19 protein-coding genes, 4 tRNA genes and 1 pseudogene are annotated in these 26,190 nt (G+C 60.5%); 11 read left to right on the plus strand and 13 right to left on the minus strand.

Annotation, left to right across the window (positions count from 1 at the left end; genetic code table 11):
• The first annotated feature begins 5 nt into the window (after positions 1 to 5).
• The 4 genes from MF6394_RS15360 to MF6394_RS15375 all read left to right on the plus strand — a co-directional run bounded on the left by MF6394_RS15360 (position 6) and on the right by MF6394_RS15375 (position 6,073).
• Complete coding sequence (locus MF6394_RS15360) at positions 6 to 2,291, plus strand: TonB-dependent receptor (RefSeq protein WP_078466993.1); 2,286 nt, start codon at positions 6 to 8, stop codon at positions 2,289 to 2,291.
• A 25-nt stretch (positions 2,292 to 2,316) separates the two neighbouring features.
• Positions 2,317 to 2,964, plus strand: coding sequence for a MotA/TolQ/ExbB proton channel family protein (locus MF6394_RS15365; RefSeq protein WP_078466994.1), 648 nt, complete (start codon positions 2,317 to 2,319; stop codon positions 2,962 to 2,964).
• Between the two features lie 56 nt (positions 2,965 to 3,020).
• A complete protein-coding gene (locus MF6394_RS15370) occupies positions 3,021 to 4,238 on the plus strand; it encodes a phospholipase D-like domain-containing protein (RefSeq protein WP_078466995.1) in 1,218 nt (405 codons plus the stop codon).
• Positions 4,239 to 4,333: 95 nt separating this feature from the next.
• Positions 4,334 to 6,073, plus strand: coding sequence for a dipeptidase (locus tag MF6394_RS15375; protein ID WP_078466996.1), 1,740 nt, complete (start codon positions 4,334 to 4,336; stop codon positions 6,071 to 6,073).
• A gap of 509 nt (positions 6,074 to 6,582) precedes the next feature.
• Here MF6394_RS15375 and MF6394_RS15380 read toward each other — a convergent pair.
• Positions 6,583 to 8,244 carry a M24 family metallopeptidase gene (locus tag MF6394_RS15380; RefSeq protein WP_078466997.1) on the minus strand — a complete coding sequence of 554 codons (1,662 nt, stop codon included), beginning with the start codon at positions 8,242 to 8,244 and terminating at the stop codon, positions 6,583 to 6,585.
• A 77-nt stretch (positions 8,245 to 8,321) separates the two neighbouring features.
• Between MF6394_RS15380 and pdxR the strand changes: the two genes are divergently transcribed.
• Positions 8,322 to 9,812, plus strand: a complete 1,491-nt coding sequence (gene pdxR / locus MF6394_RS15385; protein ID WP_078466998.1) for a MocR-like pyridoxine biosynthesis transcription factor PdxR — start codon at positions 8,322 to 8,324, stop codon at positions 9,810 to 9,812.
• Positions 9,813 to 9,817: 5 nt separating this feature from the next.
• Here the strand turns inward: pdxR and gltS are convergent, their stop codons facing one another.
• The 3 genes from gltS to MF6394_RS15415 form a co-directional block, all read right to left on the minus strand.
• Positions 9,818 to 11,029 carry a sodium/glutamate symporter gene (gene gltS / locus MF6394_RS15390; protein WP_069558994.1) on the minus strand — a complete coding sequence of 404 codons (1,212 nt, stop codon included), beginning with the start codon at positions 11,027 to 11,029 and terminating at the stop codon, positions 9,818 to 9,820.
• Between the two features lie 739 nt (positions 11,030 to 11,768).
• Positions 11,769 to 12,056, minus strand: coding sequence for a hypothetical protein (locus MF6394_RS15410; protein ID WP_032892595.1), 288 nt, complete (start codon positions 12,054 to 12,056; stop codon positions 11,769 to 11,771).
• Positions 12,057 to 12,084: 28 nt separating this feature from the next.
• Positions 12,085 to 13,188 carry a polyamine ABC transporter substrate-binding protein gene (locus MF6394_RS15415; protein WP_047710442.1) on the minus strand — a complete coding sequence of 368 codons (1,104 nt, stop codon included), beginning with the start codon at positions 13,186 to 13,188 and terminating at the stop codon, positions 12,085 to 12,087.
• A 137-nt stretch (positions 13,189 to 13,325) separates the two neighbouring features.
• Between MF6394_RS15415 and MF6394_RS15420 the strand changes: the two genes are divergently transcribed.
• Positions 13,326 to 14,117, plus strand: a complete 792-nt coding sequence (locus tag MF6394_RS15420) for a helix-turn-helix transcriptional regulator (protein ID WP_044273038.1) — start codon at positions 13,326 to 13,328, stop codon at positions 14,115 to 14,117.
• Positions 14,118 to 14,196: 79 nt separating this feature from the next.
• On the opposite strand, the gene MF6394_RS15425 is transcribed toward MF6394_RS15420, so the two are convergent.
• From MF6394_RS15425 to MF6394_RS15440, 4 genes are all read right to left on the minus strand, one after another.
• A tRNA-Gly gene (locus MF6394_RS15425) sits at positions 14,197 to 14,272 on the minus strand.
• Between the two features lie 3 nt (positions 14,273 to 14,275).
• Positions 14,276 to 14,351 (minus strand) — tRNA-Glu (locus MF6394_RS15430).
• A gap of 105 nt (positions 14,352 to 14,456) precedes the next feature.
• Positions 14,457 to 14,532 (minus strand) — tRNA-Gly (locus MF6394_RS15435).
• A gap of 3 nt (positions 14,533 to 14,535) precedes the next feature.
• Positions 14,536 to 14,611, minus strand: a tRNA-Glu gene (locus MF6394_RS15440).
• A 359-nt stretch (positions 14,612 to 14,970) separates the two neighbouring features.
• Here MF6394_RS15440 and MF6394_RS15445 point away from each other — a divergent pair.
• Positions 14,971 to 15,741: a hypothetical protein gene (locus tag MF6394_RS15445; RefSeq protein WP_032900506.1), complete on the plus strand. Its 771-nt coding sequence runs from the start codon at positions 14,971 to 14,973 to the stop codon at positions 15,739 to 15,741.
• Between the two features lie 279 nt (positions 15,742 to 16,020).
• Positions 16,021 to 16,833 carry an alpha/beta fold hydrolase gene (locus tag MF6394_RS15450; RefSeq protein WP_078467000.1) on the plus strand — a complete coding sequence of 271 codons (813 nt, stop codon included), beginning with the start codon at positions 16,021 to 16,023 and terminating at the stop codon, positions 16,831 to 16,833.
• A gap of 36 nt (positions 16,834 to 16,869) precedes the next feature.
• On the opposite strand, the gene MF6394_RS35180 is transcribed toward MF6394_RS15450, so the two are convergent.
• From MF6394_RS35180 to MF6394_RS15465, 4 genes and pseudogenes are all read right to left on the minus strand, one after another.
• Positions 16,870 to 17,751, minus strand: coding sequence for a methyl-accepting chemotaxis protein (locus MF6394_RS35180; protein ID WP_410174433.1), 882 nt, complete (start codon positions 17,749 to 17,751; stop codon positions 16,870 to 16,872).
• Positions 17,728 to 18,870: pseudogene (locus tag MF6394_RS35185) on the minus strand (HAMP domain-containing protein); the annotation flags it as partial. The pseudogene MF6394_RS35185 and the gene MF6394_RS35180, both read right to left, overlap by 24 nt.
• A gap of 80 nt (positions 18,871 to 18,950) precedes the next feature.
• Positions 18,951 to 20,363: an aminotransferase-like domain-containing protein gene (locus MF6394_RS15460; RefSeq protein ID WP_047710439.1), complete on the minus strand. Its 1,413-nt coding sequence runs from the start codon at positions 20,361 to 20,363 to the stop codon at positions 18,951 to 18,953.
• Positions 20,364 to 20,563: 200 nt separating this feature from the next.
• Positions 20,564 to 21,325 carry an SDR family oxidoreductase gene (locus tag MF6394_RS15465; protein WP_078467002.1) on the minus strand — a complete coding sequence of 254 codons (762 nt, stop codon included), beginning with the start codon at positions 21,323 to 21,325 and terminating at the stop codon, positions 20,564 to 20,566.
• 228 nt (positions 21,326 to 21,553) lie between these two features.
• Here MF6394_RS15465 and MF6394_RS15470 point away from each other — a divergent pair, with 228 nt between their 5' ends.
• Positions 21,554 to 22,561: an NADP-dependent oxidoreductase gene (locus MF6394_RS15470; RefSeq protein ID WP_078467003.1), complete on the plus strand. Its 1,008-nt coding sequence runs from the start codon at positions 21,554 to 21,556 to the stop codon at positions 22,559 to 22,561.
• 728 nt (positions 22,562 to 23,289) lie between these two features.
• On the opposite strand, the gene pyrF is transcribed toward MF6394_RS15470, so the two are convergent.
• Positions 23,290 to 23,988, minus strand: coding sequence for an orotidine-5'-phosphate decarboxylase (pyrF, locus tag MF6394_RS15475; protein WP_003190068.1), 699 nt, complete (start codon positions 23,986 to 23,988; stop codon positions 23,290 to 23,292).
• Between the two features lie 259 nt (positions 23,989 to 24,247).
• Here pyrF and MF6394_RS15480 point away from each other — a divergent pair, with 259 nt between their 5' ends.
• Positions 24,248 to 25,012: a response regulator gene (locus MF6394_RS15480; RefSeq protein WP_014717756.1), complete on the plus strand. Its 765-nt coding sequence runs from the start codon at positions 24,248 to 24,250 to the stop codon at positions 25,010 to 25,012.
• Positions 25,012 to 26,043, plus strand: coding sequence for a sensor histidine kinase (locus MF6394_RS15485; RefSeq protein WP_078467004.1), 1,032 nt, complete (start codon positions 25,012 to 25,014; stop codon positions 26,041 to 26,043). The genes MF6394_RS15480 and MF6394_RS15485 overlap by 1 nt, the downstream gene beginning before the upstream one ends.
• The last annotated feature ends 147 nt before the right edge of the window (positions 26,044 to 26,190 follow it).

A 26,190-nucleotide genomic window follows, 5' to 3' on the forward strand; every position in this document is an offset into this window, starting at 1 on the left:
CAGTGATGAAGTTCACCCGTATTCATCTGGCACTCGTTGCCGCGACCAGCATGACCCAGGGAATGGTCATGGCAGAGACCAGCGACAGTGACGTCGGCACCATTGGCGTACAAGGCAAGGCGACCGCGGGGGGCGGTTACATGGTGCCGGAGGAAAGCATCAAGGGCCGCTCCACGGTGACCAAGGAAGCACTGGATAAACAGGCGGCCACGGGCAATGCCATCGACAAGCTCAAGTACACCCCGGGCTTGAACATCTCCAGTGAAGACAACACCGGCCTGTCGGGCTTTCGCTTCACCATGCGCGGCATGAACTCCGACCAGGTGGGCATGTCGGTGGACGGCATGCCGATCAACGATTCGGGCAACTACGCGCTGTATTCCAACCTGCTGGGCGACCCGGAAAACATCGACCAGATCTTCGTCACCCAGGGCGCCGCGGAATCCGACGGCCCGCACATTGGTTCCAGCGGCGGCAACATTGGCATCGTGACCATTCGCCCGACCCAGGAAACCGGCGCCTTCGTCAAACAGGTCGTCGGCAGCAATGCCACGCGCAAGACCTTTGCCCGCCTCAATACCGGCGAAATCAACGGCCTGAGCAACTGGCTGTCGGTGTCCCATACCGAAGGTGAAATGTGGCGCGGTTCGGGTGCGGTACGCGCGGACAAGGTGGAGTGGAACAGCTTTTTCGACGCCGGCAATGGCAACACCGCCAACCTGATCCTCAAGTACCACGAGCAGGACAACAACAGTTATAGCCAGTTGACCAAGGCGCAGTTCCAGCAGAACGGCCGCAAGTACGATCCCTACCCGGCCACGCCGAGCGTGGGCAGCAACGGCAAGTACAACAGCTACTACGCCCTGGCGCAGAACCCGTTCCAGACCTTCACCGCCGTGCTCAACACCCAGTTCAAACTGGCCGACAACCTGGCGCTGTCGGTGATCCCGTATTACTACTGGGGCAATGGCAGCGGCGTCGGTTCATCCAGCTATGCCCTCAACCGTGGCTCCAACCAGGGCGGTGTGTTCGACCTCGGCAACCTGCCCACCGCCGCCCAATACAACGCCGACGGCACACCCAACAGCGGCGTGTACTACCGCCCTTCACGCACGCAAACCTGGCGTCCGGGCATCACCACCAAGCTGACCTGGGACCTGGGCGACCACAGCCTGCCATTCGGCTACTGGTACGAGCGCGCACGCCAGAGCCAGACCCAGCCATTCATTCCGCTCAAGAGCAACGGTAAGCCAGTGGACACCTGGCCGGACTCCAACAGCGCCATCGTCGATGCCAACGGCAACACCGTGCAGGGTCGCGACCGTTTCACCGTGACGCCGGCGCAAAAGGTCTGGGCCCAGGACACGTGGTACATCAACCCGGACTGGACCTTCATCGCAGGCCTGGCCTACATGAACGTCGAGCGTGAAGGCACCAACCACGGCAGCCTCAACGAACGCCCGGAAAAACGTAACCAGACCTACAACAAACTGCTGCCCAACGCGGGGCTGAAATACCAGCTGGACGAGCGTGACCAGTTGTTCTACAGCCTGTCGCGCAACATGCGCGTGCCGCAGAACTACGTGCTCTACGACAAAGGCGCCGGCTCGATCGACGCCGAGCCGGAAACCAGCTGGAACCATGAACTGGGCTGGCGCTACAGCGGCGACGACATGAGCCTGGCCGCCACCCTGTTCTACATGGACTTCAAGAACCGCCAGGTGTCGTCCCGGGACATCAACGGCGACTTTGCCGACATCAACGCCGGCTCCGTGGTCAACAAAGGCCTGGAACTGGAGTGGAGCGGACAGTTGCCCCACCACTTCAATTACTACACCTCCTACACCTACACCAAGGCCGAGCAGCAGGATGACCTGACCGTCTACAACGCCGGCAAACCCATCGTGCTGCCCACCAGCGGCAAGCAGTTCGCCAACGTGCCCAAGAACATGCTGGCGGCCAACATCGGCTATGACGACGGGCGCTTCTACGGCACCTTCGGCGGCAAGTACACCAGCAAGCTCTACGGCGACCTGACCAACGACGAGGCGATTTCCGGGCGCACCGTGTTCAACCTCGGCGCCGGTATTTACCTGCCGGTGGACAAGAAGGTGGTCAAGGACGCGACCCTGCGCCTGAACGTCGACAACCTGTTCGACAAGAAATACCTGGACGGCGTGTACACCACCAAGACCAACGCGGCCAGCTACAGCGGTTTCCGCGATGGGGACCCTGCGTACATCGTCGGCCTGGACCGTACCGTCACGGTTTCGCTGGAAGCGAATTTCTAAGACTCACCCCAAGAGGAACACCATCATGGATATGAACCTGCTCCACGACGTCACCTTCTATGTGATGTACGCGGCGATGGCCATTGCGATCTTCATCGCCATCGAACGCGGTATCTACTTTGCCTACGTGCGCCGCCAGGCTCGCGCGTTGATCGATGCCCTGGGCGCCAACGTGCACAGCGAGCGTGACTTGCCGCAGAACCTGACCCGTCGCGACAGCCTGCCGCTGAACATGATCTTGCCGGTGCTGGCCCAAAAGGCGACCCACGGTTCGCGCAAGGACCTGGACGACGAAATCGACACCCAGTACCTGAAGACCCGCGCCCCACTGGCCCGCAGCCTCTGGATCATCGAGACCATCACCACCGCCGCCCCGCTGCTGGGCCTGCTGGGTACCATTCTCGGCATCATCGACACCTTCAAGGCACTGGCCACCGCGGGCGTGTCGGACCCAGGGCAGATTTCCGGTGGTATCGGGACGGCCTTGTTTGCCACGGGATTAGGTATCGCCATCGCGCTGTTCTGCGTGGTGTTCCACAACTTCTTTCAGGACAGCCTGGAGCGTATCAACGACCAGTTGAAGATCCTGTTGATTCGCGCCGCCACCGGCGCCCGCGCACAGGATGAAGTGACCCATCGCGTGCCCACCCCGCTGCACAGCCGCACAGCCTGACCTGCAGGGCGGGCGCCTTGGGCGCTCGCCTTTTCCTCTGGTGCGATGAGACGCTTATGTCCCTTTCGATAAAGTTGCGTATCGCCGGCCTGACCGGCTTGCTCCTCAGTCCGCTGGCCCAGGCGGACTTTTCCATTCCAGGCTTTGAACTGGTGCACACCGTACCCGTGGACACCGCCCTGGGCACCGACGACTTGCGCCAGCCAGGCCCGGTATGGATCGAGCTGTTCGACGGCGCCAAAAGCCGCATTGATATCGGCCAGTTCTACGCCGCGGACCACCCTGGCTCGGTGATGAACACGGTGCTTGAACACCTGGAAGCCGCCGGCAAACGCGGCGTGAAGATTCGTTTCCTGCTCGAAGAAAAAGGCATCAAGCTCTCGGACGCCGCCACCCTGGAACGCTTGCGCGCCATTCCCAACCTGACCTTGCGCGTGCTGCCCTACGGGCAACTGAGCGGCGGCATCATCCACGCCAAGTACCTGCTGATGGATGGCAAGCAGGCGTTTGTCGGCAGTCAGAATTTCGACTGGCGCGCCCTGGAGCATATCCACGAAACCGGGCTGCGGATCACTGACGAAACGGTGGTAAGCCAGGTGCAGGCGATCTTCGAGCAAGACTGGCAAGCCCAGGCCGCGCTCGCCGATAAACAACCGGTGCCGCTACCCGCCAGCGGCCAGGAGCCCACGCGTACCGGCAACTATCTGGTGGCCAGCCCGCAACGCTACAACCCGCCCGGCGTGGGCGACTCACAGCTGGAACTGCCGCGCCTGCTGGGCGAAGCCAAAAAAGAGGTGCGCGTGCAGTTGCTCGACTACGCGCCGCTGTCCTACGGGCCGGATCGAACCCGGCCGTACTACGCGGTGATCGACAACGCCGTGCGCGCTGCCGCTGCCCGTGGCGTGTCGATCAAACTGATGGTGTCCAACTGGAATACCGACCCACTGGAGCTGCCCTATCTCAAGAGCCTGGCGGTGCTGCCCAATGTCGAAATCAAGATCGTCACCCTGCCCGAAGCCAAGCAGGGCTTTATCCCATATGCGCGGGTGATCCATAGCAAAACCATGGAGATCGATGGCCAGGTGGCGTGGGTCGGCACCAGCAACTGGTTGGGTGGTTACCTGGATAATTCGCGCAATCTGGAGGTGGTGATGCGCAGTGAGGCGATGGCCAAGCGCGTAGGCCAATTGCATGAACAACTGTGGGATGGGCCTTACGCTAGAGCCTTGAGCGTGACGGAGGCGTATCCCGCGCCCCACCCTGGCCAGCATTGACCTTGGGCACCTGAGTAATGGTAGTGTGTGGAAATGTTTCTGACTCTTCCGTCAGAAACCTCCTACTCACTACCTGCAAAGGAATGCCTTTAACCATGCACTTTCCACTGAAAAAACTGGTGGCTGCCACCTTGTTCGCCGCGAGCCTTTCGGCAGTCGCCACGCCTGCCTCCGCTAACATCACTGCAGACCAAAGCACGGCAATCCTGAAGCACTTCAGCGAGACCTCGGTCACCGATTTCCGCAGCTTCCTCGGTACCCTGGCTAAGGGCGAACTGGGTAAAACCGCTGACACTGGCCCGGCTATCAACGCGTTTCTGGGCAACAAAACCCTGAACGCCGAGCAGCAGAACGAGATCAATCGCCTGCTGGGCATTTACACCCGCCTGAAATATGGCAAAGCCGCGCTCGAAACCCTGCGTGAACTGGTGGAGATCCCTACGTTCAACGTAGACGGCCTGCCACAGTACAAAAACCCGGAATTCCTCAAGATCGCCGCGAAGATCGAGGCCCTGGCCAAGTCCTTCAACCTGAACTTCCGTAACGTCGATAACCGCGTGTACGAAATCTCCTTGGAAGGCAGCGGTGATGAAGTCGTGGGTGTGCATGCCCACGCCGATGTGGTGCCGGTGACTCCGGAAAACTGGGTGCTGCAAGACGGTACCAAACTCGACCCGTTCAAGGTCACGCTGATCGGCGACCGCATGTATGGCCGTGGTACCGAGGATGACAAGAACGGCATCGTGGTGACGATGTACGCCATGAAAGTGATCAAGGAAGAAAAGCTGCCACTGGCGCGCACGTTCAAGCTGCTGGTGGACACCACTGAAGAAACGGCTGGTGATGCCATTCCTTACTACTTCGAACGCAATTCCGTGCCGCAATACAACCTAGCGCTGGATGGCGGTTACCCGGTGGTGATCGCCGAGAAAGGCTCGGGGACGGTCATGGCCGCCTTCCCGGTGCGCAAAGGCGAAGGCAAAGGCGCAGAGATCATCGCGATGACCGGCGGCAAGGCGAACAACCAGATCCCATCGGCCTCGGTGGCCACGCTGGTCAGCGATGCACCCGCCGAACTGGCCGCCAGCCTGCAACAGGCCGGTGCCGACTATGCCAAGCGCAACGGTGGCAATTTTCAAGTGACATCCATGGTCGATGGCAAAGACGTCAAACTCACGGTGACCGGCGTGTCCGCGCACTCCTCCGAGCCCGAAACCGGAGTCAACCCGGTGGCGCGTATGCTGGAGCTGATCCACAGCCTCGATGGCAAGGTCGCCCTCAAGCACAACCACATCACCGATGCTGCGCGGTATGCCGCCGACAACTGGGGCCTGGATTACCTGGGTGGCAAATTGGGCGTGGGCTACGCAGATGATTTCATGGGCCCGCTGACCACCTCGCTGACGTTTGTGGGCCAGGATGACAAAGCCTTCAAACTGGCCGTGAACCTGCGCGCGCCGAAAGGTAAAACCCCGGAGGCGCTCAAGGCGCAAATCGAGCAGAAGCTGAACGCCTGGGACAAGAACGCCAAGGTCAACGTGAGCTTCACTTACTCGCTCGACACCCCGATGTACCGCAACCCGGAAGGTGAATGGGTCAAGGCCTTGTTGGCGGTGGCCACGGAAAACCTGGGGATGGCACACAAGTTCGGCACCTCGGCCGGCGCAACCTCCGTGCATGACCTGCCCAACGGCGTGCAATTTGGCCTGGCGCGCCCGGAAGAGAAGTACACCGGGCACACTGACAGTGAGTTCAAGACGGTTGAGCAGTTCTTGCTGGACCTGCAGATCGTCACCGAAATGATGGGCCGCGTCGGGCAGTTGCCGAAGCTCTGACCCAGTTGAAGCCCCAGCGAGGCTGCGAGGGCGGCGGTACAGGCAGAATCTTCAGCGCCTGACCCACCGCTTTCGCAGCCTCGCTAAAGCTCGACAGCTCCCACAGGGGATTCGCTGTGCTGGGTTGATCTCGGTTCGCAGGGCCATCGCGCCAAGCACAACTCCCAACAACACCACAGCCCAAATGTGGGAGCTGTCGAGCCCCAGCGAGGCTGCGAAGGCGGCGGTACAGGCAACTTTTTCAGCGCCTGGAGCACCGCTTTCGCAGCCTCGCTAAAGCTCGACAGCTCCCACAGGGGATTCGCTGTGCTGGGTTGATCTCGGTTCGCAGGGCCATCGCGCCAAGCACAACTCCCAACAACACCACAGCCCAAATGTGGGAGCTGTCGAGCCCCAGCGAGGCTGCGAAGGCGGCGGTACAGGCAACTTTTTCAGCGCCTGGAGCACCGCTTTCGCAGCCTCGCTAAAGCTCGACAGCTCCCACAGGGGATCGGCGGTGTATGCGCAATTCAGCCTTGCACCATCAGCATATCCTCAAAGAATCCACCGACCGGCTCAGTGGGATGGCACAGCTGGATCTCCAATACCCAGGCCATTTCACTGGGCGAGATCTCCAGGTCAGCCAACTCTTTGCTTTCGAACAATGCATGGGGAAAATCCGCAAGGCGATGCCCTGCCAGGTTGCGTGCCAGTCTCCAGCCCTTTGACGCAGCGCTCTGCTCGGCAAAGTCGTAGAGTTCACGCCCGGTCAGGCCACGCAGCCACGCTTGGCGCGTTTCATCGAAGACTTCATGCAAGGCCGTTGTACAGGCCTTATGCAAAGGCCCATCGCCAAACACAAACGTATCGCCATAGTCCCCTTCGTAGCCATCCCATACCGGGCCAAGATCGACCACGGCAATGTCATCAGCCTGCAGCCTGCGCTGACGATCTATGCCCTCGCGCGGTGGGCGAACGGTGTCGGCGCCAAAACGAATGTAGGTCGGATGCCAAGTGTGCGAAGCGCCCATGGCCTGCAGTTGCCTCGCCGCCATCTCAAGGGCCTCACCGGTAGTCATGCCAACTGTCAACTGGCTGGCAATCGCCGCCAGGGCACGTATGGATTTTTCCCGCGCTGCCAGCATGCCGTCCAGGGAATAGCGCGGGCCGACTTTCTCCCAGACCGGGTCGAACGACAGGGAAACCGTTTCCGCACTTGACCGACCACTGGCAACAAACGCCTCCGCGATAAACCGGTGGCTCGGCAACCCCGCTTCAAGGCAATGGGCCCGCACCTGGCCGAGCATTGCAGCGTTGCCGCACGCATAGACCTGGGCCTGTTCCCACTGATGCCCATGACTCATTGCAACCTCTTGCACTCTGCCCTCGGAGGACCGCACGGGATGCCAGCGAAAACGCGGATACTCAACCATCAAGTCGTCGAGGAAGGCGCTGTCATAAAAATCCGCCGATTGCGCGCCGCCCCAATACAACGTCACTTCGACATCGCGCTTGAGCGCGGTCAGCAGGATAGGCTTGATGCCCGCATAACCAGTGCCCGTGGCAAATAACACCACGGGCGCCGTCTCATCATCCTGCCAGGTACAGGCACCAAACGGCCCTTCCACGTGCAGACGCTCACCAACGGCGAGGCCACCTAGGATACCCTCGGAAAAGTAACCGCCACTCACCCTGCGAATCTGGAAGACCAACCGCCCATCGTCCTCGTCGGGCAGGTTGCCAATCGAGAAGCAGCGCGTGTCACCGTCCGCCAGGTGGAACTTAATGTATTGGCCAGCCCGCACCGCCAAAGGGGTTTCGGGCATCAATACCAACTCGATCACATCGGGGCCCAGCGCACGCTTGCTGTGAACCTGCGCCGCCACTCCCAGCGCGGGCGTATCCAGCGACCAGCCGGGAATATGCAGGCGCATGTCGCCACAGGCGTGGCTCTGGCATAACAACATTTCATTGGCGGCCAAAGGATAAGAAGGTGCCGGCGCACCCGGCGCCAGGCGCTTGGCCCGGTATTCACCTTCGGCCACCACCACCTTGCACGAACCGCAGGCACCACGCCGACAGGAGAACGGCACGGCCAGGCCACTGGCGAGCATGGCGTCGAGCAACAGTTCGTCGCCCGCCTCAAAGGTTTTCCCCGAGGGCGACAGTTCGATGACATGGCGTGTATTCATAACAACCTCGGGCTAAGTGAGGCCTGATTGTTGCGCTAGACTAGGCCCATTAAAACCTCCAGATTTGGATACTTCAGATGGTCCAGATGCGCAAATGGCGCCCCTTGCTGCGGCTTGAAGAAGGCACCCACCAAGCGTCCTACCGCAAGATTGCCGAAGGCTTGGTCAGTGCCATCCTCGAGGGCCGCCTGCCACCTGGGACATTGCTGCCAGGCACGCGGGAAATGGCGCAGTTGCTCGACGTCAACCGCAAGACGGTGATCCTGGCCTACGAAGAAGCCATGACCAAGGGCTGGCTGGTCAGCGAGCCGCGCCGTGGCACCTTCGTCAATGCGCAGCTGACACCCAAACAACTGCCCAGCGTTACGCAACCGTCTTTCGCGCCGCCGTTGCTGGAGCAACCGCTGGTACCCTATTTCACCCATAACGCCCAAGTGGTCGCTCTACAGCATCGGCGCGATGCGCTGTTTTTCGACAACGGCACCAGCGACCACCGCCTGCTGCCCCAGGCCGTTTTGCACCGTTACTATCGCCACGCACTGCGCAACAGCTTCGCCTCCAATACCGTGCGCTACGGCAGCGAAGGCACCGGCTATCACCTGCGCTGCGCCTTGGCCGAGATGCTGCGCAACAACCGTGGCCTGACGGTCACTGCCGAAAATATCTGCCTGACCCAGGGCACCCAGATGTCCCTGTACCTGAGCGCCAGCCTGCTGCTCAAGCCCGGCGACGTGGTACTGGTGGAGCGCCTGAGCTACCCACCGGCATGGGAAATTTTCCGCAAGCTCGGCGCGCAGTTGGTCACGGTCGACATCGACGATGAAGGCTGCCGCACCGATCAGGTCGAGCGCTTATGCCGTGAGCACAATGTGCGCATGATCTACCTCACGCCCCATCACCAGTTCCCCACCACCGTGAGCCTGCATGCCGCACGCCGGCAGCACTTGCTGGCGCTGGCCGCGCAGCATGACTTCTGCATTATCGAAGAGGACTACGACCACGAATATCATTTCAGTGGTCGCCCTTACCTGCCGCTGGCCAGTGACCGTGCCCAACGCCATGTGATTTACATCGGCTCGTTGTCCAAAGTGCTAGGCTCGACGTTCCGCTGCAGCTATATCGTCGCGCCCACCTCAGTGGTTGAAGCCCTGCAGCGCAATGCCGCGCTGATGCTGGGCGATGCCGATGCGGTCGCTCAAGCTATGCTGGCAGACCTGATCAATGACGGGGAGTTGAAGAAGCATTTGCGCCGCGTGTCGAAAGAATATCGGGCGCGCCGATCCGTGCTGCGAAGCTGCCTGGACCAGGCGTTTGGCGCTCGCATACAGGTGCGCGAGCCCGAGGGGGGCTTGGCGTTATGGGTACGTTTCGAGGAAGACATAGACGTCGATAAGTTGGCAAGCGCCGCATTGGATCACGGCGTCGTGGTGCGCAGCGGTCGTCAGTTTTCACCCAACGACCAGCCGGTAAACGCGCTGCGCCTGGGCTTTGCCTCCCTCGACCGGGACGAAATCCAGCAAGCCACGCAGCGCCTGGCCCAAGCGATGAACACCGGGGGCAGGCACTGAAAAACTTACCCAGCAGCCCCCAGGAAAGGCAGCGCCAGGTACAACTTGATCACCACGGCGTTAGCGATATCGATGAAGAACGCGCCCACCATCGGCACCACCAGAAACGCGATCTGCGAAGGCCCGAAGCGTTGCGTCACCGCCTGCATATTGGCAATCGCCGTGGGCGTTGCGCCAAGCCCGAAGCCGCAATGGCCCGCCGCCAGTACCGCCGCATCATAGTTGCGGCCCATCACCCGGAACGTCACGAAAATCGCGAACAGCGCCATCAGCAATGCCTGCGCGGCCAGCAGAATGACGATCGGCAAGGCCAGTGCCGCCAGGTCCCAGAGCTTGAGTGACATCAGCGCCATCGCCAGGAACAACGACAAACTGACATTGCCCAGCACCGAGACTTCGCGCTCGAACACCTGATGCCAGCCGAGCATCGACAGCCCATTGCGCAGTACCACACCCACGAACAGTACACACACGAACGTCGGCAATTCGAAAGCGGTGCCTTGGATGGCGGCATTCAGCAAGTTGCCGCCCTGTAGGCTGATCGCGACCAATGCCAGGGTCTCGACAAACGAAAACGCCGTGATCAGGCGCTCTTCATTCGGCTGTTCAAACCCCTTGGCCAGGCTCGATTGCGGTTGCCCAATACCTGGCACCTCGACCCGCTTGATCAGAAAACGCGCCACAGGCCCGCCGATCAGGCCTCCAAGCACCAGGCCAAAGGTCGCCGAAGCAATCGCCAATTCAGACGCCGAAGCCACGCCATACTGCTCACTGAACACCGCCCCCCAGGCCGCGCCGGTGCCATGCCCACCGGACAAGGTCACCGAACCCGCCAGCAAGCCCATCAATGGGTCAAGCCCGAGCGCCGACGCCAGCGCGATACCCATGGCGTTTTGCACCACCAGCAAGCCCGTTACCACCAGCAAAAACACCGCCAGGATACGTCCGCCTTTCTTCAGGCTGGCAAAATCGGCGTTCAAACCGATCGTGGCAAAGAACGCCAGCATCAAGGGGGTTTGCAATGAAGGATCGAAGCGTACTTCGATATCGGCAAACCCGCGCAACGCCAGGAGCAGCATGGCGACCAGCAGGCCACCGGCTACCGGTTCAGGAATATTGTAAGTACGCAAAAAGCCGATACGGGCCACAAGCCCGCGTCCCAGCAATAGCACCAGTGAAGCGGCAACGAGGGTTGAATAAAAATCGAGTTGAAGCATCCGGTCAGTTCTCTGAAGTGGGCAGGGAGAATGGGTGGCCAGAGTAGAGAACACAGGGCGAAAAGGCATCGACCCTACAAAAAATGCAGACTTTCCCTACAAGCCTCACAATAATAACCTACAACTGAGCTGCACCTCCCCATAGGGATAAGTATCGATACAACTCTATAAGCCGAAGTACCCGACGGTAACCACGATGCGAAGCGAGCCGCTCTTGATCTTGCTCTTGATCTGCTTTTGATCTCAGGCGCCCCGTTAAACCACGCTGGCCGAACGCAGGCTTGAATTCGTGGGTAACCCGGCAGGACGCCGGGTTAGCCGCCCCGCGCCATGGATGGCGCGTGGCGGCGGCCCACGGATTCAAGCCTGCGTTCGGGCACACCGAGCCCAAGCGAGGTGCCGAGTGGTGGGGCAAGAGCGTTTTGCTTACTTTTGCGCTTTTCAAAAGTGAGCCGCCGTCAGGGCGGAACCCTAAGTGGCCGTTACCGCAGCAATGGATATGTACACAATCCAACTGTGTCGCCTGCCAGGCCGCCTTCGCGAGCAAGCCCGCTCCCACAGTTTGATCGCGGGGTGTCAGGGAGATAGGCGTCGGCTGGCAGGCCGTCTTCGCAGGCAAGCCAGCTCCCACATTTGGATCACGGGGTGTCAGTTAGATCAGCGTCGGCTATCGGGCCGTCACGGGTTCAGCTTCGTATCGATGTTGCGTATCGCCCGTCGAGAGGTACACCCAGCAGAGTTATCGACGACGCCTGCGCAGCAAAGGCCAGTTGGAGGCGAGCGCACCCGGCTCAGCGTCACGCCCGGCAACTCGCACCAGGTCGGGAAACTCAAGCAACAAAGCTCGATTACCCCGGCCAATGTGCTCCATCACCGCCAGGGTAATGTTTTCCCGCACCATGCCCGTCGAAACGTAATACATGGCCCAGGCCTGCTCTGGCGTACACAGGCCGATCTGCTCTTCAATCTCTTTGTAGGCCTTGTAGTCGTCTGACTCTAAGTAGCGCTGATCACCGCCCTGGCGCATGCTGTCTCCCTCCCCGGCCCCATCCCCATCACGTACCGCTTTTAACCTTGGTCCAGACCCGCGTGCGAATACGCTCGGCCTTCAGCGGCAAGGGCTCAAGCGGAACCAATGTCGCCATGGTCTTTTTATCGGGATAGATCCAAGGGTTATCCCGCAACTTCTGCTCGACAAACTTCGTGGCATCTTTGTTGGCGTTGGGATAGAGCATGTAGTTGGACGTCTTGGCTATCACCTGTGGCCGCAGCATGTAGTTGATGAATTCCAGAGCGGCCTTTGGGTGGCGAGCGTCCTTGAGCAACACCCAGTTTTCAGACCAGACCAACGCCCCTTCCCGCGGCAGGCTGTAGGCAATCTTGCGGCCACTGTTGGACTTTTCATTAATCGCCTGCGCCGCCAGTGCACCATTGGCCCAGCCGACGACCGCACAGATATTGCCGTCTGCCAGGTCGGTGTCGATTCTCGACGAGTCGAAATAGAGTACATAGGGACGGATTTTCAACAACAGCGCCTGGGCCTTCTGGTAATCCTCTGGGTCAGTGCTGTTACTGGGCAGCCCCAGGTAGTGCAAGGCAATGGAAATGATCTCGCTGGGCGAGTCGAGCATGGCCACGCCACAAGACTTGAGCTTGCTGATGTTTTCTTCTTTGAAGATCAGGTCCCAGCTGTCCACCGGCGCGTCATCACCGAGTGCCGCCTTGACCTTATCCACGTCGTAGCCAATGCCGGTGGTACCCCAGACATAGGGCACGGCGTAGCGGTTACCGGGGTCATTGACCGCCAGCAGGGACAGGATGTCAGGGTCGATGTGCGACAGATTACTCAACTGCGCACGATCCAACGGCTGCAGCACACCGGCCTTGATCAAGCCGGGCAATACATTGGAGGTGGCCACCACCAGGTCATAACCGGTGCGCCCAGCCATGACCTTGCTTTGCATGGTTTCGGCGCTGTCGAAGGCATCCATATGCAGCTTGATGCCGCTCTCCTGCTGGAATTGCTTGGGCGTCTGCGGCTCAAGAAAGCCGAACCAGTTATACAGATACACCGAATTTTCAGCGGCGGCTGCGGGCGTGCTGATTACAGCGCCCATAAACGAAGCTAAAAAAATAGCTCGCAAGTGTGCTCGACTCATATGACTATCCCTGTCCACACGACGCGCCTTCATGGCTATCGTAAGCTGGGGGTGAATATACCGAGCCTCGACGAATAGTAAATACCTACAAGTACTTAGCTCTGGCCTGCAAAGCCCTAACCCTAAAGGGGTAGAACATGTCGCTTGACCTTCATAGCCTGGCTTGGCACCGATCGGTTGGAAAACTGATCATGCAGCTCAATCGCCCGGAGTTCTGGAGTTCGTTGATTCGGGTACTGAATGAATATGTGCAGATAGACAATTGGGTGGTGCTGGTTTTCGGCGACCACGCAGTACGTGTGATCAGCCTGCCCGAGGTGGCCGACAGCGAAGAAATCGACGCCTTTATTCATCGCTATGTGAAAGGCCTGTATCTGCTGGACCCGTTCTATATCGCTGATCGAGAAAACCCGCAGAGCGGGTTCTTCCATCTGCTCGATATTGCGCCGGAACACTTCCGGGAAACCGAGTACTACCAACAATATTTTGCGCAGTACATCTCGGTCGATGAGGCGCAATACAACGTACGGCTCGATGCCGACAGAACGTTGTGCATGTCATTTGGCAGCAACCTGCGCTTCACCCAGGCGCAGATAACGGTATTGGACATGATCAAGCCGTGGGTAACGGCAATGATGCATCAACGCATGGGCTTTGAAACTGACCCGGCAAAAAACCTCGCCGAGCCGACCCCATGGGCCGAGGCACTTACTCAGTTGGAAACACACGTAACGACGCGTGAAAAAGACGTGCTCAAGTTACTGCTCAGTGGGTTCTCCAACAAAGAGATCGCCGGCAAGCTCTCGCTGTCGACGGAAACCATCAAGGTTCACCGCCGCAATATCTACAGCAAGCTGAATATCAAATCTCAGTCGGAGCTGTTTGCGCGGTTTTTTATGCCACGGCAGGAGATTACATCGACGCTTTGAAGGGGGGCGGTGCGCTGGCGGGGTAAATTGCGCACAAACAAAAACGCCGATCATCACTGATCGGCGTTTTCGTTAAATATGGAGCGGGAAACGAGACTCGAACTCGCGACCCCGACCTTGGCAAGGTCGTGCTCTACCAACTGAGCTATTCCCGCAAATGGCGTCCCCTAGGGGACTCGAACCCCTGTTACCGCCGTGAAAGGGCGGTGTCCTAGGCCACTAGACGAAGGGGACACGCTACTGAAACACATGGTGTGTGTTCCAGTGCCCAGAGGCCTCGTCCGAAGACTTGGTCCTGGTTTCACTCAATGCCGCCCGAGGGCCACACTGCTTGTAAATTGGAGCGGGAAACGAGACTCGAACTCGCGACCCCGACCTTGGCAAGGTCGTGCTCTACCAACTGAGCTATTCCCGCATATGGCGTCCCCTAGGGGACTCGAACCCCTGTTACCGCCGTGAAAGGGCGGTGTCCTAGGCCACTAGACGAAGGGGACACACGTACAACATTCACTCCCTACCGCGTTTCGCTGTGTGCTTTACGCTGTAAGTGGCGCGCATTCTATGGATGGATTGAAAGATCGTCAACCCCCAAGGATAAATTTATTTAAATCAATGACTTCGCCATGGTTTCACGGCCTTCGCGGGCATTGGTACCGTCCGAGCCTTGGCGCCTATATTCTGGCGTTCGACAAGGCGCTATAGTTCACCCAGGCAAATGATGGCAATGTGCATCCATTCAGGCAGCGCCTACCTATATAGAAGAAATCACCTGGGCAACTGGTCGATCGGTCCTATCCGCCGGATGACCCAGTCACTACACTCCACAGCACACCCTATTAAAGAGGTCACACCGGTGACACCACTCATGATCACCCTGCTGGTAATAGCCGGGATCGTAATACTGATCGCCATTGGCTACATGAACCACGTGGTGGAAAACAACAAGCTGGAAAAGAAGCGCACCGAGATCGAGCTTAACGATCGGCTGCGTCGCTGCGGTGAAATCACCGAGACCTTCCCCGGCCAACTGATGACCCCAGCGCTCAAGCTGTTGCTGGCTCGCCTGGAGCTGAACGTCAACCAGCGCCTGTTGAACCTGAACAAGTCCAGCGCACCACTCAAGGCGCGTATCACCGAACTGAATGCGCTGATCGCTCAAGGCGAGTCGATTCCGGTGGCCAACCCGCCGGCGCCGATCCAGACCGAAGCCAAGGCCAAGGACGTGCGCTTTCTGCTCGAAGCCCTGCACGGCCAAGTCACCCGCGCCGCCCAGGACGGCTTCCTGCCGACCAACGAGGCCAAGCACTGGATCAAGGAAATCCGGCATATCCTGGTGCTGCTGCACATCGAGTTTTTCAACAACCTCGGCCAGCACGCCCTGCTGCAAGGCCAACCCGGCCAGGCACGCCTGGCGTTCGAGCGCGGCGTGCAGTACCTGCGCAAACAGCCGGAGCCGGTGCTCTACAGCGCCCAGTTGCAACTGCTGGAATCCCAATTGGCGCGCGCCAACTCCACAGTGCTGACCAACAGCCAGCCTGCCGAGGACGAAGTCAACGAGTTGACCGAGGGCTTGAAAGTTGTTGACGCTGACGCCGAGTGGAAGAAGAAAGCTATTTACGATTGATGGCAACGCGAAGGCAATGTTCATAGCAACGAAGATCAAAGGTGGGAGCTGGCTTGCCTGCGAAGACGTCGGATCAGCAAAGATGGATGTTGACTGACCCGCCGCTTTCGCGAGCAAGCCCGCTCCCACAGTTCGATTGTGGGGTGTCAGGTAGGTGAGCATCGGCTCGCTGGCCAGCTCCCACAGTGAAATCATCACATGCCATCAATGTGCACCTATCCCCCCGCTCCCGACTAGCGTAAAAAAGTGCCCCTCACTCCGTGAAATTAGAGGCCTGTTATGCCTGTCGCCGTGATTGATGGACAACCGCTGCACTATATCGACCAGGGCGCCGGCCCCGTCGTGCTACTGGGTTCGAGTTACCTATGGGCCAGCGACATGTGGGCGCCGCAGATTGAAGCGCTATCGCAGCAATACCGCGTAATCGTCCCCGAATTGTGGGGGCACGGGGAGTCCGGCCCGTTGCTAGCACTCACCCATTCCCTGGATGATCTTGCGCGCCAGGCCCTGGCACTGCTGGATCACCTGGACATCGCACAGGCCAACCTGGTGGGCCTCTCGGTCGGCGGCATGTGGGGCGCACGCCTGGCGCTGCTGGCTCCCGAGCGCATCAACAGCGTGGTGCTGATGGACACCTACCTCGGGGCCGAACCCGAAGCAACGCGCCAGTACTATTTCTCGCTGTTCAAGATGATCGAAGACGCCGGGGCAATCCCCGAACCGTTGCTGGATGTGATCGCACCGATCTTCTTCCGCCCGAACATTGATCGCGATTCCGCGCTGTACCAGGATTTTCGCCAGTCACTGCAAAGCTTCCCCAAAGAACGCTTGCTGGACAGTATCGTGCCGCTGGGCCGCCTGATCTTCAGCCGCGAAGACATCCTGGCGCAATTACCTGGATTGGACTCCGACACCACCCTGGTGATGTGCGGCGAGCAGGACAAACCCCGGCCACCGGCCGAGTCCGAGGAAATGGCCGAACTGATTGGTTGCAGCCTGATCCTGATCCCCGAAGCCGGGCATATCTCCAGTCGCGAGAACCCGGATTTCGTCAACGAGGCGCTGCTGACCTTCCTCGCCAACCACGCCTGATCGCCCTGCCCTCAGATCGCAGCGCCTTCGCTGCGATCAAAGGCGGAAATGCCCCACCATGCCCTTGAGTTGCGCGCCCAACTGCGCCAACTGGATGCTTGAGGCGGCATTGTCTTGCATGCTCAACGCCGAATGATCGGCACTCGCCCGAATACTGGTAACGCTGCGGTTGATCTCTTCGGCCACCGAGCTCTGCTCCTCGGCGGCGGCGGCGATCTGTTGGTTCATCTGCTGGATCAATGAAACGGCCGCCGCAATGCTGCCCAGGGCCCCTTCGGTCTCCAGCGCATCACTGACCGCCAGCTTCACCAGCTCGCCACTCTGCTGGATTTGCTGCACCGAGGACTGCGCCGCACTGCGCAAGGTGCTGACCAGCCGTTCGATTTCTTCGGTCGATTGCTGGGTGCGCTTGGCCAGTGCCCGCACCTCATCGGCCACCACCGCAAAGCCACGCCCTTGCTCACCGGCACGCGCCGCCTCAATCGCAGCGTTCAAGGCCAGCAAGTTGGTCTGTTCGGCCACACTCTGGATCACACTCAAGACGGTACCAATGTTCTGGATTTGCGCACTGAGGCTTTCGATGCTGGCGCTGGCACTGTTGCTGGATGTGGCCAGCAGTTCGATACGCTGCAGGCTCATGCGCACCACCTGCTGGCCGCTATCAACCTTGGCATCCGCGGTCTGCGCGGCCTGGGCCGCCTGCTCGGCATTGCGTGCCACATCGTGCACCGTGGCGGTCATCTGGTTCATCGCCGTGGCGACCTGTTCGGTTTCGTCCTTCTGGCTGCTGACTTCGGCAGTGGTTTGCTCGGTGACGCTGGACAGCGAATGCGCGGAGCTGGCGAGCTGTTCGATCCCCGCCTGCAACCCACTGACCATCTGGCTCAAGCTGTTGCCCATCTGCTGCATCGCCTGCATCAACTGGCCGATTTCATCACGCCGGCTGACCTCCATGCGCCCACTCAGGTCACCCGAGGCGATCTGCTGGGCCACGGCGATCACCGCGCGCAACGGCGCAACAATCAAGCGGGTGATCACCCATGCAGCGATCAAGCCCACCAGCAGTGCCAGGGCGGATGAACCGATGATCAGCAGCGTGCTGTGTTGCAACTGGGTTTGCATGGACTGGTCTTGGGCGGCATACGCCTGGTTGACCCGGCTGACCACTTGCTCGGCGCGGTCATGCAATTGCGTGTAGACCACTTTTTCCTGGGCCAGCAGCCCGGTGTATTCGCCGAGCTTGTCACTGAACGACGCGATATGCCCGGCGACTTCATTGAGTACGGTCTGGTAGCCGGGGTCCTTGACCGTGGTTTTGAGTCTCTCGACTTCAGCCAGGGCCTGGTCGGCTTGCTCGATCTTGCCCTGCCCGGCGTCGTCTGCGTCTGCCCTGCGGCTCTGGTCCAGGCGCACCCGTGCTTCGTTCATGGCCTGCAACATCAGCCGCGACACCTGGCTGACTTGCCCTGCCTGCTCGATAAACTCCGCGCCCTCCTTGCCTTGGCTTTCCTTGAGGCCGTAGGCACCGTCATCCGCCAGCCCGGCTTGCAGCACATCCAGGTTATTGGCCACGCTGGACACCGACCAACTGGCCATTTCCAGGGCGAGGTCTTTGGTCTGGGTCAACTCGACGAACTCATCGAATGCCTGGCGATAGGCGACCAAGGCTTGCTCAACGTCGCCCATCACCCGCTCGTTGCTGGCGGACCGAGCCTTGAGACCCGCGGCCTGGGCCAGCAGCGCATCGACACTGGCATGCAGGGCCTCAACGGCCTTGGGGTCGGCGTGCAGCGCATAGTCCTGCTCGATCAAGCGCACCTTGAGCAGGTCGCTATTAAGCGTGGACATCGACGTGAGGCCTTCGAAGCGCTGGCCGATGGTCTGCAGGGACCACACACCGATGGCCGCGACCAGGGCCGTCAGCAGCAGTACCAGGGTAAAACCCAAGCCGAGTTTTTTTGCCATACCGAGGTTGGCGAAATGTCGTTGCACGCCCGAAATCATTGCACTTGATCCTCTTGCAATGGCAAATGCCATAGGCCAGGTTTACAAGCAGCGAGATTCGCAACCCCGAGGCACTGAGCACAAGCCGCTGGCGCCGGAATAATGGCAAAAAGCTACATGTGCGTCGTTTTCAGAATGGTCGAGGTCGATCTTGCCGCGCCCATGGCGCGAAACAGCGTCAATGCGCGTTGATCGGCGGCGTAGGCCACATTGATACGCAGCCATTCGCTGCGCTCACCCGTGGGGCTGAACAACGCCCCCGGCGACAGCAACACACCGAGCCGCTGGGCGCAGGTTTGCAGCCGCGAAGGGTCGGCCAAGCCGGGTCGCGCCCACAGGAACATACCGCCCGCGGGCGCGGCAAATACCTGCCACTCTTCATCTTCCAGCACCTGCAACGTCGCGGCCATCTGCGCGTTCAGGCGCTTGCGCAGGCGCTGCACCCACTTACGGTAAGTGCCGTTACTCAACAACGTCGTCACCATGGCTTCGGCAAAACGTGAGGTGCCGATACCTGTCAGGGTCTTGAGTTGGGCCAATTGCGTGATGATCGCGGCACTGGCGCACAGGTAACCCACGCGCAGGGCGCTGCTCAGGGTCTTGGAAAAGCTCGACACATAGATCACCCGATCATCATGGGCCAGCGCCGCCAAGCGTGTGCAACTGGCATGTTGCAGGTCGCCGTAGACGTCCTCTTCGATAATCAGGAAGTCGCGCTCGCGTGCCAGCTCCAACAAGCGCTCCGCCACCGGACGGCTCAAACTGGTCCCTGTGGGGTTGTGATACAGGCTGTTGATGAACAGGCACTTGGGCCGGTGGGTGTGCAGCAGCGCTTCCAATGCCGGGATATCCGGGCCGCCACGGGTGCGCGGCACGTGCAGCAGCGTGACCCCCTGAAAGGCCAGTTGGCGATAGAGGTTGCCATACCCTGGGGTCTCGACCACCACCTCATCACCGGGCTTGAGCAGCGTGCGTATCAGCAGGTCCTGGGCATGGCTGGCGCCATGGGTGGTGAGGATACGGTCCAGGCTGGCGGGCACGTGTATCTGGGTCAGGCGCTTGAGCAGTTGTTCGCGCAACGCCGGCAGCCCCAGAGGCGTGCTGTAGTTGAACAGGCCGCCGGTGTCGGTACGGCTCAGTTCACGGATCGCGTAGCTGATGTCATCGCTTTCGCGCCAGGTGTCGGGTAGCCAGCCGCAGCCCAGCTTCAGCTCGCCCAGCGGGCCATCGGTAAAGGCGCCCCAGCCCTGTTCCGCACCTTCATACCAGTGGTTTTCGTGGGCCGTGGTGGGCTGCGCTACCACAAACCCCGAACCCTGCCTGGGGGCCAGCAGCCCCTGGGCCACCAACCGCTCGAATGCCTCGATCACGCTGGCCTGGCTCAGCAGGTTATCGAGGGCCAATTGGCGAATGGACGGCAAGCGTGTGCCAGGGCTCACCCCCTCCTTGCGAATCCATTCTGCCACCGCGCTGACGATCTGCTGAACAACCGGTACCTGGGCTTGTCGATCAATCCCTAAATCCATGAGCCACTCACTTAAACTGTCTGTTAACCCAAAACAGTTAAGCACAGAAGCCTGTTAAAACCGGTCGCCAACTTTTATTAAAGTATTGATTTTATTGAGTTATTTACCTACTGAAACATATTCAGGCACAGCCCACTGCCCGCCATGGAAACGCCCCACAGCACCTGGCTCTGTTTTCGAATGCCGCGCGACCTGCTGTCCTAGATCGCCGTCGCGCCACCGTCCACCGCCAGGGCCTGACCGGTGGTAAACGCTGCGCCATCACTGCACAGGTACAACACGGCGCTGGCGATTTCCTCAACCTTGCCAATGCGTCCGACCGGGTGCATGGCTGCGGCAAACTCAGCCTTGCGTGGGTCAGCCTCATAGGCACGGCGAAACATGTCGGTATCAATCACGGCCGGGCAGACGGCCTTCACGCGGATTTTCTTCTTCGCGTACTCGATGGCCGCTGATTTGGTCAGGCCGATCACCGCATGCTTGGACGCCGCATAGATGCTCATCTTCGGTGCCGCCCCCAACCCCGCCACCGATGCGGTGTTGACGATGGCCCCGCCGCCCTGGGCCAACAGCAACGGCAGTTGATACTTCATGCACAGCCACACGCCTTTGACATTAACCCCCATGATGGCATCGAACTCATCGAGACTGCCGTCGGCCAGCTTGCCCTTTTCGATCTCGATGCCGGCGTTGTTGAAGGCGTAGTCCAGGCGCCCATAGGTGGCGACGGTCTGTGCCATCAACTGCTGCACGTCCGTATCGAGGGTGACGTTGCAGCGTACAAATATCCCTTCGCCACCGGCCTGGTGGATCAGTGCCACAGTGCCCTCTCCTCCCGCCACATCGAGGTCAGCGACCACCACTTTCAAGCCTTCGGCGGCGAATGCCAGTGCGGTGGCGCGGCCGATACCAGCGGCGGCGCCGGTCACCAAAGCGACCTGGCCGGAAAACGTCATGCTCATGGGAACTGTCCTGTGGGGTTAATTGCGGTGAAGCGAGTCTAGCCAACGCCGGCAGCCGCGCGTCAGCACTATCAGAAGGCCGGTTGGCGCTGCATGAATCGCAGTGATAAAGCCGCCCGGCTGATTATCAGCGAGGCCTATTGCCGGGCATTCGCCGGCCCCGCACCCCCTTGCCCTTCTGCCGCTGAGGGTCTATCACTCATGTTCCATTTCTAAAGAGTCCTTGCCATGACCGCCCAGACCAACCGCCAATTTCTGCTCGCCAAACGCCCGGTCGGTGCCGCCACGCGAGAGACCTTCACCTACCAGGAAGTGTCGGTGGGCGAGCCCCAGGACGGCCAGGTGCTGGTGCGCAACGAATACCTGTCCCTCGACCCGGCCATGCGCGGTTGGATGAATGAAGGCAAGTCCTACATCCCACCGGTAGGCATCGGCGAAGTGATGCGTGCCTTGGGCGTAGGCAAGGTGATTGCCTCGAAGCATCCGAACTTCGCGGTGGGGGACTACGTGAACGGTGCACTGGGCGTGCAGGATTACTTCCTCGGCGAACCCCGTGGTTTTTATAAGGTGGACCCCAAGCTGGCGCCCCTGCCCCGCTACCTGTCCGCGCTGGGCATGACCGGCATGACCGCGTACTTCGCCCTGCTGGAAACCGGCGCACCGAAAACCGGTGACACCGTGGTGATCTCTGGCGCCGCCGGTGCCGTGGGCAGCATCGCCGGACAGATCGCCAAGCTCAAAGGCTGTCGCGTGGTGGGGATCGCCGGCGGCGCCGAGAAGTGCAAGTTCTTGGTCGATGAGCTGGGCTTCGACGCCGCCATCGACTACAAAAGCGAAGACGTGCCCGCCGCCCTCAAGCGCGAGTGCCCTAAAGGCGTGGACGTGTATTTCGATAACGTCGGCGGCGATATTCTCGACGCGGTGCTCAGCCGCCTGGCGCTCAAAGCCCGCGTGGTGATTTGCGGTGCAATCAGCCAGTACAACAACAAGGAAGCGGTCAAAGGCCCGGCGAACTACCTGTCATTGCTGGTCAATCGTGCACGCATGGAAGGCTTTGTGGTGATGGACCACGCGGCGAACTTCGCGGCGGCGGGTCAGGAAATGGCCGGCTGGATGGCCCAGGGCAAGCTCAAGAGCAAGGAAGATATTGTCGAAGGGCTGGAGACATTCCCGGAAACGTTGATGAAGCTGTTCAACGGCGAGAACTTCGGGAAGTTGGTGCTCAAAGTCAGCTGAAACAACACAAAAACAAATGTGGGAGCTGGCTTGCCTGCGACAGCGGTGGGTCAGATTAATTAATCTGACCCACCGCCATCGCGGCATAGGTATCTACACAACTGTGCAGTTCGCCGCAGCCACCGGGTAACCACGATGCGAAGCGAGCCGCTCTTGATCTTGCTTTTGCTCTGCTTTTGATCTCAGGCGCCCCGTTAAACCACGCTGGCCGGAATTCGACAGGGATTTGGGGGGTAAACCGGCAGGGATGCCGGTTTAGCCGCCCCGCGCCATGGATGGCGCGTGGCGGCGGCCCCCCAAATCACTGGCGGATTACGGGCACACCGAGCCTAGGGGAGGTGCCGAGTGGTGGGGCAAGAGCGTTTTGCTTACTTTTGACTGGGCCGGCATTCCGGCTTTTCAAAAGTGAGCCGCTGTCAGAGCGGAACCCTAGGTGGCCGTTACCTAAATAACGGATATGTACCCGGTCTAACTGCGTTGACTATCAGGCCGTCTTCGCAGCGATGCGGCGACCCGACAAGCCAGCTCCCACATTTGAATCAAGTGCGTCAGAAAGATAGGCGCCGGCTGTCAGGCCGCCACGGGAGCAAGCTCCCTCGCCACAGGTCCAGTGTCGTCCCAAAATTGTGTAGATGCCTATGGCCATCGCGGGCAAGCCCGCTCCCACAGGGGATCTGTTCCTGGCACTGATTCTGTGGGCAGCCCACATTTTTTGCTCACTCTAAAAATCAGGCGATCTCGGCGACGACCGCTGCCAACGCTTTTGCAGGATCCGCCGCCTGGCTGATCGGACGGCCGATCACCAGGTAGTCCGAGCCCGCATCCAGGGCCTGGCGCGGGGTCAGGATACGGCGCTGGTCATCCTGGGCGCTGCCGGTGGGGCGAATACCCGGTGTCACCAGTTGCAACGACGGATGCGCGTTCTTCAGGGCCTGGGCTTCCAGGGCCGAACACACCAGGCCGTCGAGGCCGGCTTTCTGGGCCAGGGCTGCCAGGCGCAACACTTGCACCTGCGGCTCGATATCCAGGCCAATGCCCGCCAGGTCTTCGCGCTCCATGCTGGTGAGCACGGTTACACCGATCAACAACGGTTTGGGGCCGCTGCGCTGTTCCAGCACTTCGCGGCAGGCGCTCATCATGCGCAGGCCACCGGAGCAGTGCACATTGACCATCCACACGCCCATCTCGGCCGCGGCTTTGACGGCCATCGCCGTGGTGTTGGGGATGTCATGGAATTTCAGGTCAAGGAACACTTCGAAGCCTTTGTCCCGCAGGGTGCCGACGATTTCCGCCGCGCAACTGGTGAACAGTTCCTTGCCGACCTTGACCCGGCAAAGCTTGGGGTCCAACTGGTCAGCCAGCTTCAGTGCGGCGTCACGGGTGGGGTAATCCAGGGCGACGATGATAGGAGTCTGGCAGACGGACATTGGAATGGGCTCTCAGGCAAGTCGAAATCGGCGCGGATTGTAGCGCAAGCAGCGCCGTTGCGGGATCCGATGATCGGTAAATACCGATCAAGCGCCCAATACCGGCGATTCAAGGCAATTGTTTCAACCCCGATACATTCACGACACGCCCCCAATACGCCGCCCGGCTAGCCTCGCGCACATGACCGCCCGCCCAGCACTTCCAGCCCTGGAACTGGGCGCCTATGCTGACAGCCACACTCAGGCAGATGACCTCGCTATGCATACCCCTTGCGACCCTGTAAACGAAGCGCCAAAAGACGCGGTGATCGCCGAAGACAAGCGCTGGAACACCCGTGCGCTGATTGTCGACGACGACGTGCCGATCCGCGAACTGCTGATCGACTACCTGGCACGCTTCAATATTCTCGCCTCGGGTGTCACCGACGGCACCGCCATGCGCCAGGCCATGCAAGCCGAAACCTTCGATGTGGTGGTACTCGACCTCATGCTGCCGGGCGAAGACGGGCTGACCTTATGCCGCTGGCTGCGCGCCGAGTCGGATATTCCGATTTTGATGCTCACCGCCCGCTGCGAACCCACCGACCGCATCATTGGCCTGGAACTGGGCGCTGATGACTATATGTCCAAGCCGTTCGAACCCCGAGAACTGGTCGCGCGTATCCAGACCATCCTGCGCCGGGTGCGTGATGACCGCACCGAACAGCGGGCCAATATCCGCTTCGACACTTGGCGCCTGAACAGCGTACTGCGCCAGCTGGTGGCCGATGACGGCCTGGTGGTGCCGCTGTCCAACGCCGAGTTTCGTTTGTTGTGGGTGTTTATCGAACGCCCGCGGCGTGTGCTGAGCCGCGAACAGCTGCTGGACGCGGCCCGCGGGCGCTCCATTGAGGCTTTCGACCGCAGCATCGACTTGCTGGTGTCGCGCCTGCGCCAGAAGCTGGGGGATGACCCCAAGGCTCCGCAATTGATCAAGACCGTACGCGGCGAAGGCTACCTGTTCGACGCCCGGGATATCGGCTGATGCGCGCCCCCTTCAACACGCTGTTCGGGCGACTGTTCGGCCTGTTGCTGGTGGCGATTGTGCTGGCCCATGTGCTGGCGTTCTTCTGGTTTCACCACTACGGCCCGCCGCCACCGCCCCGCGCGGCGTTCGTCGAACAACCGGACGGCAGCCTCAAGCCCTTGCGCAAGGCGCCTCGCCCCTGGTTCGGCGGCCCGGTGGTGCCCCTGACGTTTCAATTTATCTCGCTGATCATCGCTGCCTGGTACGGCGCCAAACTGCTGAGCCGGCCGATCCAGCGCCTGAGCGCAGCGGCTGAGCGCCTGAGCGTCGACCTCGACAGCCCGCCCCTGGTGGAGTCCGGCCCTCGCGAGGCACGCCAGGCGGCCTCCACCTTCAACCTGATGCAAAAGCGCATCCGCGAACAGGTCAGCCAGCGCGCCCGCATGCTCGGCGCGGTCTCCCATGACCTGCGCACCCCGCTCTCGCGCCTCAAGCTGCGCCTGGAACAAATCGAAGACCCCAAGCTGCAAGGCCAGATGCGCCAGGACCTGGACGACATGATCGGCATGCTCGATGCCACCTTGAGCTACCTGCACGAACAGCGCACCAGCGAGACACGGCATTGGCTCGATGTGCAGGCATTAGTGGAATCTTTGAGTGAAAACGCCCAGGACCAAGGCCGCGACGTGCAGTTTTCCGGCACCTGTACGCCGTTGCAGGTACAGCCGATGGCCCTGCGCTCCTGCCTGAACAACCTGATCGACAATGCCCTGCGCTATGCCGGCACTGCCCGGGTGGAACTCGCCGACAGCCGCGGCGCACTGGTGATCCGGGTGATCGACCACGGCCCGGGAATCGCCGCCGATAAGCGCGAAGCGGTGTTCGAGCCGTTCTTTCGCTTGGAAGGGTCGCGCAACCGCAATTCGGGAGGGGTCGGTTTGGGGATGACTATTGCCAGGGAGGCCGTCGAGCGACTCGGCGGCCACCTGAGCCTGGAGGACACTCCGGGTGGTGGTTTGACGGCGGTGATGTGGTTGCCGAGGGTTTGAGAACTCCCACCTGCCTGACGCGCCGCGATCCAAATGTGGGAGCTGGCTTGCCTGCGATTGCGTAGTGTCAGTCGATGAGGTGTTGGCTGGCCCAACGCTATCGCAGGCAAGCCAGCTCCCACAGGTACGGCGTCGCACCTACACCCA

Source organism: Pseudomonas sp. MF6394 (assembly GCF_002018845.1).
GTDB classification, from domain to species: domain Bacteria; phylum Pseudomonadota; class Gammaproteobacteria; order Pseudomonadales; family Pseudomonadaceae; genus Aquipseudomonas; species Aquipseudomonas lactis.

What these genes read in the sequence shown, in the direction of transcription:
- MF6394_RS15410 (WP_032892595.1), bottom strand. Translation starts at nt 12,056, where the DNA reads ATGCGCCAGGGCGGTGATCAGCGCTACTTAGAGTCAGACGACTACAAG.
- MF6394_RS15420 (WP_044273038.1), top strand. Translation starts at nt 13,326, where the DNA reads ATGTCGCTTGACCTTCATAGCCTGGCTTGGCACCGATCGGTTGGAAAA.
- MF6394_RS15460 (WP_047710439.1), bottom strand. Translation starts at nt 20,363, where the DNA reads ATGGATTTAGGGATTGATCGACAAGCCCAGGTACCGGTTGTTCAGCAG.
- MF6394_RS15480 (WP_014717756.1), top strand. Translation starts at nt 24,248, where the DNA reads ATGCATACCCCTTGCGACCCTGTAAACGAAGCGCCAAAAGACGCGGTG.
- MF6394_RS35180 (WP_410174433.1), bottom strand. Translation starts at nt 17,751, where the DNA reads ATGCAGGCGATGCAGCAGATGGGCAACAGCTTGAGCCAGATGGTCAGT.
- MF6394_RS15380 (WP_078466997.1), bottom strand. Translation starts at nt 8,244, where the DNA reads ATGAATACACGCCATGTCATCGAACTGTCGCCCTCGGGGAAAACCTTT.
- pyrF (WP_003190068.1), bottom strand. Translation starts at nt 23,988, where the DNA reads ATGTCCGTCTGCCAGACTCCTATCATCGTCGCCCTGGATTACCCCACC.
- MF6394_RS15465 (WP_078467002.1), bottom strand. Translation starts at nt 21,325, where the DNA reads ATGAGCATGACGTTTTCCGGCCAGGTCGCTTTGGTGACCGGCGCCGCC.
- pdxR (WP_078466998.1), top strand. Translation starts at nt 8,322, where the DNA reads ATGGTCCAGATGCGCAAATGGCGCCCCTTGCTGCGGCTTGAAGAAGGC.
- MF6394_RS15470 (WP_078467003.1), top strand. Translation starts at nt 21,554, where the DNA reads ATGACCGCCCAGACCAACCGCCAATTTCTGCTCGCCAAACGCCCGGTC.
- MF6394_RS15450 (WP_078467000.1), top strand. Translation starts at nt 16,021, where the DNA reads ATGCCTGTCGCCGTGATTGATGGACAACCGCTGCACTATATCGACCAG.
- MF6394_RS15415 (WP_047710442.1), bottom strand. Translation starts at nt 13,188, where the DNA reads ATGAGTCGAGCACACTTGCGAGCTATTTTTTTAGCTTCGTTTATGGGC.
- MF6394_RS15370 (WP_078466995.1), top strand. Translation starts at nt 3,021, where the DNA reads ATGTCCCTTTCGATAAAGTTGCGTATCGCCGGCCTGACCGGCTTGCTC.
- MF6394_RS15365 (WP_078466994.1), top strand. Translation starts at nt 2,317, where the DNA reads ATGGATATGAACCTGCTCCACGACGTCACCTTCTATGTGATGTACGCG.
- MF6394_RS15360 (WP_078466993.1), top strand. Translation starts at nt 6, where the DNA reads ATGAAGTTCACCCGTATTCATCTGGCACTCGTTGCCGCGACCAGCATG.
- MF6394_RS15485 (WP_078467004.1), top strand. Translation starts at nt 25,012, where the DNA reads ATGCGCGCCCCCTTCAACACGCTGTTCGGGCGACTGTTCGGCCTGTTG.
- gltS (WP_069558994.1), bottom strand. Translation starts at nt 11,029, where the DNA reads ATGCTTCAACTCGATTTTTATTCAACCCTCGTTGCCGCTTCACTGGTG.
- MF6394_RS15375 (WP_078466996.1), top strand. Translation starts at nt 4,334, where the DNA reads ATGCACTTTCCACTGAAAAAACTGGTGGCTGCCACCTTGTTCGCCGCG.